The organism is Pseudomonas profundi, assembly GCF_008638305.1.
Classification (GTDB): domain Bacteria; phylum Pseudomonadota; class Gammaproteobacteria; order Pseudomonadales; family Pseudomonadaceae; genus Halopseudomonas; species Halopseudomonas profundi.
The window spans coordinates 295,534-307,608 of the sequence record NZ_VTPZ01000003.1 but is presented as its reverse complement, the minus strand read 5'-3'; the positions used below and the strand labels follow the sequence as shown (position 1 = coordinate 307,608).

Annotated in this window: 13 protein-coding genes; 5 read left to right on the top strand and 8 right to left on the bottom strand. The window is 57.6% G+C overall.

Annotated features, from left to right (window positions below):
* Positions 1-36: 36 nt before the first annotated feature.
* The 5 genes from FZE95_RS06475 (at position 37) to FZE95_RS06455 (ending at position 3,652) form a co-directional block, all read left to right on the top strand.
* Positions 37-969, top strand: coding sequence for an alpha/beta fold hydrolase (locus FZE95_RS06475; RefSeq protein WP_150300020.1), 933 nt, complete (start codon positions 37-39; stop codon positions 967-969).
* Positions 969-1,667, top strand: a complete 699-nt coding sequence (gene tsaA / locus FZE95_RS06470; RefSeq protein ID WP_150300019.1) for a tRNA (N6-threonylcarbamoyladenosine(37)-N6)-methyltransferase TrmO — start codon at positions 969-971, stop codon at positions 1,665-1,667. The genes FZE95_RS06475 and tsaA overlap by 1 nt, the downstream gene beginning before the upstream one ends.
* A gap of 68 nt (positions 1,668-1,735) precedes the next feature.
* Positions 1,736-2,098 (top strand): DUF3301 domain-containing protein, encoded by a 363-nt coding sequence (locus tag FZE95_RS06465; RefSeq protein WP_150300018.1) that lies wholly within the window; start codon positions 1,736-1,738, stop codon positions 2,096-2,098.
* Positions 2,099-2,285: 187 nt separating this feature from the next.
* Positions 2,286-3,257, top strand: a complete 972-nt coding sequence (locus tag FZE95_RS06460) for a CobW family GTP-binding protein (RefSeq protein WP_150300017.1) — start codon at positions 2,286-2,288, stop codon at positions 3,255-3,257.
* Positions 3,258-3,286: 29 nt separating this feature from the next.
* Complete coding sequence (locus FZE95_RS06455; protein WP_150300016.1) at positions 3,287-3,652, top strand: NADH:ubiquinone oxidoreductase; 366 nt, start codon at positions 3,287-3,289, stop codon at positions 3,650-3,652.
* A 31-nt stretch (positions 3,653-3,683) separates the two neighbouring features.
* Here FZE95_RS06455 and FZE95_RS06450 read toward each other — a convergent pair whose 3' ends face one another.
* The 8 genes from FZE95_RS06450 to atpA all read right to left on the bottom strand — a co-directional run bounded on the left by FZE95_RS06450 (position 3,684) and on the right by atpA (position 12,060).
* On the bottom strand, positions 3,684-4,145 hold the full coding sequence (locus FZE95_RS06450) for a DUF192 domain-containing protein (RefSeq protein ID WP_150300015.1): 462 nt from the start codon (positions 4,143-4,145) through the stop codon (positions 3,684-3,686).
* A 20-nt stretch (positions 4,146-4,165) separates the two neighbouring features.
* The gene (locus FZE95_RS06445; RefSeq protein WP_150300014.1) at positions 4,166-4,435 is read right to left on the bottom strand and encodes a PilZ domain-containing protein; all 270 of its coding nucleotides are present in this window, start codon (positions 4,433-4,435) and stop codon (positions 4,166-4,168) included.
* 244 nt (positions 4,436-4,679) lie between these two features.
* Entirely contained in the window at positions 4,680-5,864 is a 1,185-nt protein-coding gene (cfaB, locus tag FZE95_RS06440) for a C17 cyclopropane fatty acid synthase CfaB (RefSeq protein WP_150300013.1), read from the bottom strand.
* Positions 5,865-6,112: 248 nt separating this feature from the next.
* Complete coding sequence (glmU, locus tag FZE95_RS06435; protein ID WP_150300012.1) at positions 6,113-7,477, bottom strand: bifunctional UDP-N-acetylglucosamine diphosphorylase/glucosamine-1-phosphate N-acetyltransferase GlmU; 1,365 nt, start codon at positions 7,475-7,477, stop codon at positions 6,113-6,115.
* Positions 7,478-7,666: 189 nt separating this feature from the next.
* On the bottom strand, positions 7,667-8,110 hold the full coding sequence (locus FZE95_RS06430) for a F0F1 ATP synthase subunit epsilon (RefSeq protein ID WP_150300011.1): 444 nt from the start codon (positions 8,108-8,110) through the stop codon (positions 7,667-7,669).
* 42 nt (positions 8,111-8,152) lie between these two features.
* Positions 8,153-9,529, bottom strand: a complete 1,377-nt coding sequence (gene atpD / locus FZE95_RS06425; RefSeq protein WP_150300010.1) for a F0F1 ATP synthase subunit beta — start codon at positions 9,527-9,529, stop codon at positions 8,153-8,155.
* 50 nt (positions 9,530-9,579) lie between these two features.
* Positions 9,580-10,440, bottom strand: coding sequence for a F0F1 ATP synthase subunit gamma (atpG, locus tag FZE95_RS06420; RefSeq protein ID WP_150300009.1), 861 nt, complete (start codon positions 10,438-10,440; stop codon positions 9,580-9,582).
* A 75-nt stretch (positions 10,441-10,515) separates the two neighbouring features.
* On the bottom strand, positions 10,516-12,060 hold the full coding sequence (gene atpA / locus FZE95_RS06415; protein WP_150300008.1) for a F0F1 ATP synthase subunit alpha: 1,545 nt from the start codon (positions 12,058-12,060) through the stop codon (positions 10,516-10,518).
* Positions 12,061-12,075 lie beyond the last annotated feature (15 nt).

Below are 12,075 nucleotides of genomic sequence, written 5' to 3'. Positions count from 1 at the left end.
TACGCTACTCGCGCGATTACTAAGGGCTAGACACATATGGAAATGCTGATTGGACTTATCGGCCTGGCAGTGCTGATAGTCGTTTATGTTCGACGTTTTTTGCTTCGCAGGGAAACTCCACCGCTACAGGCGGCTACCTTTGAAGGGGAAATCTTCAAGGTGGGCAAAGCTGCAATCGCCAAACGAGCCAGCGGTCACACCCGATCCAGCGTGGTGGTGGTGCACGGCTTTGCCGAAAATTTCACCTACTTCAGCCGCTATTACGCAGCACCTCATCTGGAGCTGATCAAACTCAGCTGCGCCGATTATCATCTACCTGTCGAGAACCCGAATTACGTGGCTGCAGAATGGACCTTCGTTCCCAAGCATCAGCCGGGAACGATTGCCTACGATGCGGCGGTATTGAATCTCGCCATTGAGCACCTGGTAAGCCACAGCTCGCTGCGGGTACATGGCCATTCGCGCGGCGGTGCGGTAGTGCTGGAGGCGGCACGCCAGCGTCCAGACCTGTTCGTCGACGCCGAAGTGATCCTAGAAGCGCCGATGTTGCCGCAGGCCCGGCCGGTCCAGCAGATCTCGCCAATCATCGCCTGGCTGCTGCCGTTTTACCTGGCAGCCTGGCAGCAGCAGCCTATCTCGGATAAAAATCGCTCGCGATGGGGCTCGCTGGAGGATCCGCACAAGCGTGACCTGGTTATGGGTTTTCCCTTCAACGCCCGGCACCTGTCGACGATGGTCACCAACATACAAGACATGGCGGACTGGACAGCGTCCACCGGCCCTGATATTTACCGCCATGTCCGTTGCGGCGCTGTGCTGGTGCCTGCAGAGGATCGTATTCTGGACACCGCTTCGATGCGTGTCAGCGCCCAGCAAGCCGAGAATCTTCAGGTTATTGAGATAGAAAATGGGAGCCATTTTGTGATTCACGATCACCCGTCTTCAGTCCCGCCGGTCCTGCAGGCCTGATGAGTTACAGTTTCGAACCTGTCGGACAGGTCCATTCGTGTTTCCGGGAAAAGTTCGGCATTCCTCGCCAGCCCGCCCTGGCGCCCGCTTCACAAGCCGTCATCGAGTTACTTCCGCCCTATCATCAAGCCGAGGCAACGGAGGGGCTGGAGTCGGTCAGCCATATATGGATTCTGTTTGTTTTCCACGCCGCACCATCCGGTGAAGCGCACCTGAGAGTGCGGCCACCTCGGCTCGGCGGCAACCGTAAAATCGGCGTATTTGCCAGCCGGGCAACCCACAGGCCAAACCCGATCGGTCAGTCGGTAGTGAAACTGGACGCTGTAGAACCAGGCAGGCTGCTGATCTCCGGGCATGACCTGCTCCACGGCACGCCTGTACTGGACATCAAACCCTACGTGCCATACGTCGATGCCGTAGCCGGAGCGACCAATGCGCTGGCATCGGCGGCGCCTGGTTTGATCGAGGTGCAATGGTCCTCGGAGGCACTGGCTCAGGCACAGGAGCATGCCAGCCGGTTAGAACAACCGGTGGTCGAACTGGTGGAACAATGTCTGGCGCAGGATCCCAAGCCGGCCTACCAGCAGCCCGGACCGGACCGCCAGTACGGCGCTCTGTTCTGGGATTTCAACGTCACCTGGCATTACCCTTCAGCCGACCGCATTCGCGTGCTCATGCTGTCAACTGCATCCGCGTGAGATGGCGTGCTCTGCGCTTCTCACCATGCAATAATCGCCTTGACTGAAACCTACGGAGCGTCCAACTGATGATCGATCTGGGCCATGTCGTCCTGCTGATTCTGGCGCTCTGGGCCGGCACCTGGATATGGCGGGGCATGGGCCTGCGCGACCGGGCGCTGAGCCTGGTACGCAGCCATTGCAGCAAAGCTGACGTTCAGTTGCTGGATGAAAGTATCGCATTGGCCCGACTCAGGCCCGGTCGCAATCGCAGCGGACGCATCGGACTGATCCGCCGTTATGGTTTCGAGTTTACTGTCACCGGCGAACGGCGCTATCCGGGCTACATCGAGCTTCACGGCGCGCAGCTACTCAATCTGGAGCTGGCGCCTCATCCGTTCCCCGGGAAAGGGCCGGACGAACCGCCGTCTAACGTCCACTACCTACGCTAGGACAAGCACTGTTCCACACTGGGAGAAAGCGGTGTAAGTGCCGCTTCGTTCCACGTGGAACCTGTCGGAAAGCCTGCCATCACAGCATGACAGGCTGAGAACGATTCGACAGATCCTCAGGCGATTTTGCTCCAATCTGTACCCTGATCGCGCCAGCGCTTCGACTACCACCTTCCAGGGCGTGGCTATGCTTGAACAGATCCCTACCCACCTTATCGCCGGCCCATTGGGGTCAGGCAAGACTACATTGATCCGACATCTGATTTCCGAGAGACCGGATGGCGAGCGATGGGCCATTTTAATCAACGAGTTCGGCGAGGTAGGCATTGACGCGGCGTTGCTGCAAAACGATGACGATGGCGTAAGCCTGGCAGAAGTGCCCGGCGGATGTTTGTGCTGCGTGAACGGCCTGCCCTTCCAGGTCGGATTGAGCCGATTATTGCGTCGTACCCGGCCTGATAGACTGTTCATAGAAGCTTCGGGGCTCGGACATCCTTCGACTCTCCTGGCGCAGCTTCGCGGATTCCCATGGAAGGACGTGCTCGCATTGCAACCCATGTTGATGGTGCTGGATGCCCAGGCTCTGCATACCGGTAGAGAGTTGGTAGATGCTCAGCGTTCAGCCCTGTCGCAAGCAGGACTGCTGATACTCAATAAATCGGCCGAACTTGGCATGGCGGATCGCAAAGCGATTCTTTCCAGGCTCCAGACTATTCCGCCGGTTTACTGGTGCCAGCACAGCCAATTGCCGTGGGAGAACGTGCCGCGGCAAACCGAGCCGTTGTCTATCGCGCCTGGTCTGGATGATTTGCCCGATGCTCCCGCCGGGCCAGCTACCCTTTGGCGCAGCGTGGATGACTGGCACTGCCGTCAGTCCAGTCGCGATGTCTGGTACAGCATCGGCTGGCAGATTCATCCTGCGCAGCAATTCAAACGTGAAGCGCTGGAGGATTGGCTAAGCCGGTCAGACTGGCAACGTGCCAAGGGTGTTGCGCATACCGAGGATGGGTGGATGAGCTTCAACGGTACAGGGGGAAAATCTCTGAACTGGCAACCCAGCCCCTGGCGGAGCGACAACCGGATCGAATTGCTGATGACGCAAAGGCCAGACTCTCAGCAATTGGAAAGCGGCTTGCAAGCAGCGCGGCGTAAACAGTAAGGTTGGCTTTTTGACATCGCCGATACCCTATGAAGTCGATACTGCTTGCGCCTGTTCTCCTGGGCATCATCGTTGAAGTTCATGCTGGCGCCTGCTTGATCGAATCTGACGACGGTCATGAACCGATACGTTTGTGTCAGGAAAACATGACCATCCCTCAGAATCTCTTCGAGAACAGCTTCTGTCAGCCGGATATCCCCGAACGTAGCTTCAAGATTGAGATGGTCGATACCTGTCCAACCGGCGCCTATGGAATCTGTGAAGGCTCCCGTACGGACGGGGTCGGCTACCAGCAGTCCATTTATTACTACTCAAACGCCAGCGATGCGCCTGTACTGAAAGCGTATTGTGAGAAGATCAGCCGGGGCAGATGGGTTGAGCCGAGGGCTCAATGAGATTTGACGCGCTGGCATCGACGAGCCGGGTTCATCGTACAGGCGCTGGCTGTTCAGAAAGGGGGCCGAGATCCAGGAACATGCCCGACTCAAGCTCCAGCCGCGCTGCTGTCCCGGCTGCGACCTCAATGACAAACCGCACGGGGCGTTCCACCCGATAAATCTCGCAGGGCGTGTCCTCACACGGCGGAACATCGGCAAAGACTTTCATCAGTTTGCTTTGATCATCGACAAACAGCAGATCGAGGCTGATCAGCATGTTGCGCATCCAGATTGCCGGCGTGGTGTCGGGCGGAAAGTCGAACAACATCCCTTCATGGGGCGCAAGAGATGCCCGCCCCATCAGCCCCTGACGGCGACTTGCAGGGTCATCTACCACATCCAGGTAAAAACGTTCGCCCCCCAGGGTCACTTCCAGAGGGTCGGCGTGGGCAGCGGCCGTCGCAGACAGGATCATCAGGGGAACCACCAGCCACATCCAGAGATTTTTCACAGGGTGTCCTTCAGCAGGTTCTAATAGACCACCGTCGTCAGATACAACCGCTCCTGTTCGCCCAGGTCGGTAAATTCGACGCCGGTGGTAACCCGTCCTGAGCCTGCGTCATCTTCCTGGACGGCGCGCACTTTTGCTTTGACCGTCACGTATACCTCCATCCCCGCAGGGTTAACGCGAAAGGACAGTTTCAACTCATCGCTTTTTTGCGCAAAAACAGCAGGAGAAATCATCCGCGCCCCGCCAACGCTCAGGTCGGCGATCTTCCGGCGCCCCATTTCCGGCGACATCCAGCTTTTCCTCTGCAGGTGAGCATTGGCTGGCTGTCAAGCATCCGCGATTGTTCGACTATGATCCGTCCTTCGGCATCCGTTACGTTCCAGGGCAGCGGTGCTCCAATTGCGATTTCATCTTCTTTAAGCGGTATCAGCAGCACACCACGTCTCCAGTCAGGGCCGGCTCAGAGACAGGGTAACCTGAGAATGTAACAGCAGGGATAGCGTTTAGCTATCAACCGACAATGCAATGGTCCGCTCAATCATACAGGTCCGCACGGGTCAACGGCAGGAAATGTCCGCCGTCTGCGCGCGGTTTTACGGCCAGAATCTGATGCAGGTTCATCCAGTTGCGTTTGAAGCCATAGGCACAACCTGCCAGATAAATCCGCCAGATCCGCAATGTCTTGTCCGGGACGAGCTGTGCCGCTTCTGCAAGGCGCTCTTCGAGGTTGCGGCTCCAGTGCTCCAGGGTCAACGCATAGTGCAACCGCAGGCTTTCGACATCGACCACTTCCAGTCCTTGGTCACTCATGTTGGCGATGGCTGTGGCTAGGTGTGGCAGTTCTCCGTGCGGAAAAACATAGCGGCCAATGAACTTGCCCGCGCCCCGGCTGACAGGCCTGCCATCGACATGTCTGGAGGTTATGCCATGGTTCATGGCTAACCCGCCGGGCTTGAGTTGCTCGAACAGGATGCGAAAATACTCAGGCAGATTGGCGTGGCCGACGTGTTCAAACATGCCGACGCTGACCACTTTGTCAAAAGAACCATCTGGCGGCAGGTCCCGATAGTCCAGTAACTCAAGCTGGATCTGATCGGTCAGCCCCTCACGGCTGATTTTTTCATTCGCCAATTCAAGCTGCGATCTGCTGAGGGTGATGCCGTGTACCTGGACCCCGTAATGCCTGGCTGCGTGTCTGGCCAATCCGCCCCAACCACAACCGACATCCAGCAGACGTTCACCCGGCTTGAGTCGCAGCTTGCGACACAGATGGTCCAGCTTTTGAACCTGCGCCTGGGCTAGCGCGTCGTCAGGCTTTCGGAAATAGGCGCATGAGTACACCATTTCCGGGTCCAGCCAGAGTTGGTAAAAGTCATTGGAAAGATCGTAATGGTAAGCAATGGCCTCGGCATCGAGCTGTTTATCGTGCGCCGTGCGTTCCGGAGGACGCTCCGATGCTTCACCCAGCAGCCCCTTGCTTAACCTGTCGGCCACTTCAATCACATCCATTATGTTTCCGCGCACTTCGATTCGCTGGTTGATATATGCCTCGCCGAGCTTGTCCAGGCTCGGCTCCTGCAGCTCTGCCAGCAACGAAAGATCATTGATCTCGAGCGTGACGGTAGGCGCCGGGCCCAGATCCATGCTGGGTCCGCCCTTGATCTCGACCCTCAGGGGCAATTTCAATCCGCTGAGGGTTTGGGATAGCTGCGCAAACATCCGGAATATCTCCTGGCCAGGTTGGATATACCCTTTGAATATAGATTAGCCTGCGGAAATATCTATTTATTGGGCTGCCGCGAACAGGTGAACCGCACTGGCGGCCTAATGACGGACGCAGTCCGGTTGCTGGCAGGAACAATGACCTGAGATGGTCGACAGGCGTGCATGGCCTGGAGGAAGGATGCCGCTGCGCTTGTACAACAAGGAACAGGCGGCCCGCACCCTATCAGGCGCGAGCCTTCTGATCATTTTTTGCGGGTCGGGCGCTTCCAGTCTTCGATATTGCGCTGGCGACCCCGGGCAACGCCCAGTGATCCCGCAGGAACATCGCCGGTGATAGTCGACCCGGCTGCGGTAGTGGCTTGGTCACCGACGCTGACTGGCGCCACCAATGCCGTGTTGGAACCGATAAAGGCTCCCTCACCAATCAGCGTCATGAACTTGTTCACGCCGTCGTAATTGCAAGTGATAGTACCGGCGCCGACATTAGCGTTTTTGCCGACTCGCGCATCCCCAACGTAGGACAGGTGGTTGATCTTCGCGCCCTCACCCACCTCGGCCTTCTTGGTTTCGACAAAATTGCCCACCTTGGCCGTGCGCTGAAGTACTGTGCCGGGTCGTAGCCGTGCGTAGGGTCCGACGTCGCAGTCTTCACCAACCAATGCGCCGTCCAGATGGCTGAACGCTTTGATGACTGTGCCCGCCTCGATATCACAATCCTTGAGCACGCAGTTCGGTCCGATATGAACGTTGTCACCGATGTTTACGCGGCCCTCAAGCACCACGTTGATATCCATGAAGATATCCCGCCCGACCAGGACTTCGCCACGCACATCCAGACGTGCCGGGTCCGCCAGGGTGACCCCTGATTCCATCAGCCGCGTTGCTTCCTTTCGCTGCCAGGCGCGTTCCAGCACGGACAGCTGTTGCCGATTATTGGCACCCATCACTTCGAGCTCGTCGCCTGGCTGGGCTACTTCGACGGCAACCGACTGCGAGACAGCCAGGGCGACCACGTCTGTCAGGTAATATTCGCCCTGGGCATTGTCATTGGACAGGCTACCTAGCCAGTCAGCCGCCTTGCAGCCGGGCAGAGCCATGATGCCTGTGTTGCCTTCGCTGATGAGCAGCTGCTCGGAGCTGGCGTCTTTCTGCTCGACGATCGCCTGTACCTGCCCCTCTGAATCGCGAACGATACGGCCGTAACCCGTCGGATCTGCCATCTCCACGGTCAGCAACCCAAGGCTACTGCTGCCGGCTTGCTGACTCAGCCTGTTTAATGTCTCGCTGCGTAGCAACGGCACATCACCGTAGAGCACCAGAATCTGATCGGCGGCCGAGATGTGGGGCAGAGCCTGTGCTACTGCGTGGCCGGTACCCAGCTGCTCGCTCTGCATAACCCAGTTGATATCCGCAGCGTCCAGCTCCTCGCGCACCCGTTCAGCACCATGACCGATCACCACGTGAATTTTCGCCGGTGACAAATTCCGGGCGCAATCGATAACGTGGCCGAGCATGGGCTTGCCAGCGACCGGATGAAGGACCTTCGGCAGAGCCGAGCGCATACGAGTGCCTTGTCCGGCAGCGAGGATGACTACGTGCAGATTCATTGATCCGTTCCTGGGATGTGTTATTGACGAGGGGCAATGATAGAAGCCGCGAGCTGACAGTCGCAAGCAACTCCGATAAAGGGATAGTGATCAAGGGCGATCAGTTCACTGATGCCAGAGGGAGCGTGCCTGGCTTGAGGGGTGTTTAACGAACAAGAAAAAAGGCAGCCGAGGCTGCCTTTTCCGGGCTCAGCGGTTGTTGACCGCTGGGCCGCCATACTTCTTGCGAAGCTCCTGCACGGTACGCAGTTGCGCAGCGGCCTCGGCAAGTCTTGCAGAAGCGGAGCCGTAATCGAACTCGGCACCTTTCTCGCTAAGCGCAGCCTCGGCAGCTTTCTTCGCCTCAACGGCGGCTGCCTCGTCGATGTCACCAGCACGGATAGCCGTGTCGGCAAGCACCTTGACCATGCTCGGCTGGACTTCAATGAAACCACCGGAAATGTAGAACACTTCCTCATTGCCGTCCTGCTTGATAACCCGTACCGGGCCAGGCTTGAGATCAGTCAGCAGCGGCGTGTGACCGGGCAAAATACCCAGATCACCCATATTGCCGTGTGCCACGACCATTTCCACCAGGCCGGTGAACAGCTCTTCTTCCGCGCTGACGATATCGCAGTGCACTGTCATAGCCATTTCATTGCCTCGGTTATGCGCCCGCTTGCGCGGGCGCTACCATTACATTTTCTTCGCTTTCTCGATTGCTTCTTCGATGCTGCCGACCATGTAGAACGCCTGCTCGGGCAGGTGGTCGAACTCGCCATCCAGGATGCCTTTGAAAGCACGAATGGTGTCCTTCAGCGAAACGTACTTGCCAGGCGCACCGGTGAAGACTTCGGCAACGAAGAATGGCTGCGACAGATAGCGCTGGATCTTACGAGCGCGGGCTACCAGTTGCTTGTCTTCTTCGGACAGCTCGTCCATACCCAGAATCGCGATGATGTCCTTCAGCTCTTTATAGCGCTGCAGAACATACTGAACGCCACGTGCGGTGTCGTAGTGCTCCTGACCGATAACCTGCGGGTCAAGCTGACGAGACGTGGAATCCAGCGGGTCAACCGCAGGGTAGATACCCAGCGATGCGATATCACGCGACAGTACCACGGTCGCATCCAGGTGGGCGAAGGTGGTGGCTGGCGAGGGGTCAGTCAAGTCATCGGCAGGTACGTATACCGCCTGGATGGAGGTGATGGAACCCTGTTTGGTGGAGGTAATGCGCTCCTGCAGAACACCCATCTCTTCGGCCAGTGTCGGCTGATAACCTACCGCAGAAGGCATACGACCCAGCAGTGCCGATACTTCGGTACCGGCCAGGGTGTAACGGTAGATGTTATCGATGAACAACAGTACGTCACGGCCTTCGTCACGGAATTTTTCGGCCATGGTCAGGCCAGTCAGGGCGACGCGCAGACGGTTACCCGGCGGCTCGTTCATCTGACCGTAAACCAGCGCTACCTTGTCCAGTACGTTGGAGTCCTTCATCTCGTGATAGAAGTCGTTACCTTCACGAGTCCGCTCACCCACACCGGCAAATACGGAATAACCGCTGTGCTCGATGGCGATGTTACGGATCAGCTCCATCATGTTCACGGTCTTGCCGACACCGGCACCGCCGAACAGACCAACCTTACCGCCCTTGGCAAACGGGCAGATCAGGTCGATAACCTTGATGCCGGTTTCCAGCAGTTCATTCGAACCTGCCTGCTCGGCATAGGAGGGCGCCTGGCGGTGAATACCCCAACGCTCTTCTTCACCAATCGGGCCCGCTTCGTCAATCGGGTTACCCAGCACATCCATGATCCGGCCCAAGGTCTTGATACCCACCGGTACAGAAATGGCAGCGCCAGTGCTGCTCACGGCCAGGCCGCGCTTGACACCTTCGGTGGTACCCATGGCGATGGTGCGTACGATGCCATCACCCAGTTGCTGCTGGACTTCCAGGGTCAGACCCTTCTCGTCAACCTGCAGCGCGTCATACACATTCGGTACGTCTTCGCGTGCGAATTCCACGTCGATGACGGCGCCGATGATTTGAACGATACGTCCGCTACTCATGTTTGGTTCCTCTAAGTGGTATGAAACCGTAATCGCTAGACCGGGTCGCGTCAGACCGCGGCGGCGCCGCCGACGATTTCCGAAATTTCCTGAGTGATTGCTGCCTGACGCGCCTTGTTATAGATAAGTTGCAGGTTATTGATGATGTCCCCTGCGTTATCCGTAGCGCTCTTCATGGCAACCATTCGGGCAGCTTGCTCACTGGCATTGTTCTCGATCACCGCCTGATAGACCTGTGATTCGATATACCGCACCAGCAGTCCGTCGAGCAGCTCGCGCGCGTCCGGTTCGTAGACATAGTCCCACTGCTTCTGCAGTTCTTCCTTGTCAGCCGGAACGAGCGGTATCAGCTGCTCTACCTGGGGTTGCTGCACCATGGTGTTAACAAACTTGTTGGATACCAGAAACAGACGATCGATACGCCCTTCATGGTAACCGTCAAGCATCACCTTAACGCTGCCGATCAGGTCATTCAGTGTCGGTTGCTCGCCGAGGCCATTGATGGCCGCTACCACGTTACCGCCATAACTGCGGAAGAACGCGGCGCCCTTGCTGCCGATAACGCACAGCTCGGTCTCAACGTTGCGGTCACGCCACTCTTTCATATTCTGAACCAGCGCCTTGAACAGGTTAGTGTTCAAGCCACCAGCAAGACCACGATCCGTGCTGACCACGATATAACCCACCCGCTTGGTTTCACGCTCTTGCATGAACGGGTGGCGATACTCCGGGTTGGCATTGGCCAGATGGCCAATTACCTGACGGATACGCTCAGCATATGGACGGCTGGCAGCCATGCGCTGTTGAGCTTTGCGCATTTTGCTGACCGCCACCTTTTCCATGGCGCTGGTGATCTTTTGCGTACTTTTAATGCTCGCGATCTTACCGCGAATCTCTTTTGCGCCTGACATGTCACACCTCTGAGGTTATCCCGTGGCTGCATCGCACGATACGGGATGCGACCTGCGTCGCACCCCGCAATGGGCTTACCAGCTCTGGGTCGCCTTGAAGTTCTCGATGCCAGACTTGATACCGGCTTCGATCTCGTCGTTGTAGTCGCCCTTCTCGTTGATCTTGGCCAGCAGATCGGCCTTGTCACGCTTGAAGTAAGCGAGCAGCGCCTTCTCGAACGCGCCGATCTTGCTCAACTCGACGTCGGTCAGGAAACCTTTTTCCGCGGCGTACAGGCTGATAGCCATATCCGCGACTGACATGGGCGCGTACTGGCCCTGCTTCATCAGCTCGGTAACGCGCTGACCATGCTCAAGCTGCTTGCGGGTCGCTTCGTCCAGGTCGGAAGCGAACTGGGCGAATGCTGCCAGTTCCCGGTACTGAGCCAGCGCGGTACGGATACCACCGGACAGCTTCTTGATGATCTTGGTCTGAGCAGCACCACCCACACGGGATACCGATACACCGGCGTTCACCGCAGGACGGATACCCGAGTTGAACAGGTTCGACTCAAGGAAGATCTGACCGTCAGTGATCGAAATCACGTTGGTCGGAACGAAGGCGGATACGTCACCCGCCTGGGTTTCGATCAGCGGCAACGCGGTCAGCGAGCCAGTCTTGCCCGTCACAGCACCATTGGTGAGCTTCTCGACATACTCTTCCGAGATGCGCGAGGCGCGCTCAAGCAAGCGGCTGTGGAGATAGAACACGTCACCCGGATAGGCTTCACGGCCCGGCGGACGACGCAGCAGCAGGGAGATCTGACGATAGGCAACAGCCTGCTTGGACAGATCGTCATATACGATCAGAGCATCTTCGCCACGGTCACGGAAATATTCGCCCATGGTGCAGCCGGCATAAGGTGCCAGGAACTGCAGCGCAGCCGGATCGGAAGCAGAAGCAGCGACAACAATGGTGTGACCCATTGCGCCGTTTTCTTCCAGCTTGCGCACCACGTTGGCGATGGTTGAACGCTTCTGACCAACCGCGACGTAGACACACTTGATGCCCGAATCTTTCTGGTTGATGATCGCGTCGATCGCCATGGCGGTCTTACCGGTCTGACGGTCGCCAATGATCAGCTCGCGCTGGCCGCGGCCGATCGGAATCATCGCGTCGACTGATTTGTAACCAGTCTGGACCGGCTGGTCAACCGACTTACGCCAGATCACACCAGGAGCGACTTTCTCGACCGCATCAGTCAGCTTGGCGTCAATGACACCCTTGCCGTCGATCGGGTTACCCAGCGCGTCTACAACGCGGCCGAGCAGTTCGGGGCCGACTGGAACTTCCAGGATACGACCTGTGCACTGGGCAGTCATGCCCTCGCTCAGGCCCAGGTAATCACCCAGTACAACCGCACCGACGGAATCGCGCTCCAGGTTCAGGGCCATACCGTACAAGCCACCGGGGAACTCGATCATTTCGCCGTACATTACATCAGCTAGGCCGTGGATACGCACGATACCGTCAGATACGCTGACGATCGTGCCTACATTCCGGGCCTGCGAAGTCACATCGAGTTTCTCGATGCGCTGTTTGATAATTTCGCTAATTTCGGAAGGATTCAATTGCTGCATGCCATGTCCCTCAAA

Coding starts and splice junctions, on each gene's coding strand:
- tsaA (WP_150300019.1), top strand. CDS start 969: ATGAGTTACAGTTTCGAACCTGTCGGACAGGTCCATTCGTGTTTCCGG.
- atpA (WP_150300008.1), bottom strand. CDS start 12,060: ATGCAGCAATTGAATCCTTCCGAAATTAGCGAAATTATCAAACAGCGC.
- glmU (WP_150300012.1), bottom strand. CDS start 7,477: ATGAATCTGCACGTAGTCATCCTCGCTGCCGGACAAGGCACTCGTATG.
- FZE95_RS06460 (WP_150300017.1), top strand. CDS start 2,286: ATGCTTGAACAGATCCCTACCCACCTTATCGCCGGCCCATTGGGGTCA.
- FZE95_RS06475 (WP_150300020.1), top strand. CDS start 37: ATGGAAATGCTGATTGGACTTATCGGCCTGGCAGTGCTGATAGTCGTT.
- FZE95_RS06430 (WP_150300011.1), bottom strand. CDS start 8,110: ATGGCTATGACAGTGCACTGCGATATCGTCAGCGCGGAAGAAGAGCTG.
- atpG (WP_150300009.1), bottom strand. CDS start 10,440: ATGTCAGGCGCAAAAGAGATTCGCGGTAAGATCGCGAGCATTAAAAGT.
- FZE95_RS06455 (WP_150300016.1), top strand. CDS start 3,287: ATGAAGTCGATACTGCTTGCGCCTGTTCTCCTGGGCATCATCGTTGAA.
- atpD (WP_150300010.1), bottom strand. CDS start 9,529: ATGAGTAGCGGACGTATCGTTCAAATCATCGGCGCCGTCATCGACGTG.
- cfaB (WP_150300013.1), bottom strand. CDS start 5,864: ATGTTTGCGCAGCTATCCCAAACCCTCAGCGGATTGAAATTGCCCCTG.
- FZE95_RS06445 (WP_150300014.1), bottom strand. CDS start 4,435: ATGTCGCCGGAAATGGGGCGCCGGAAGATCGCCGACCTGAGCGTTGGC.
- FZE95_RS06465 (WP_150300018.1), top strand. CDS start 1,736: ATGATCGATCTGGGCCATGTCGTCCTGCTGATTCTGGCGCTCTGGGCC.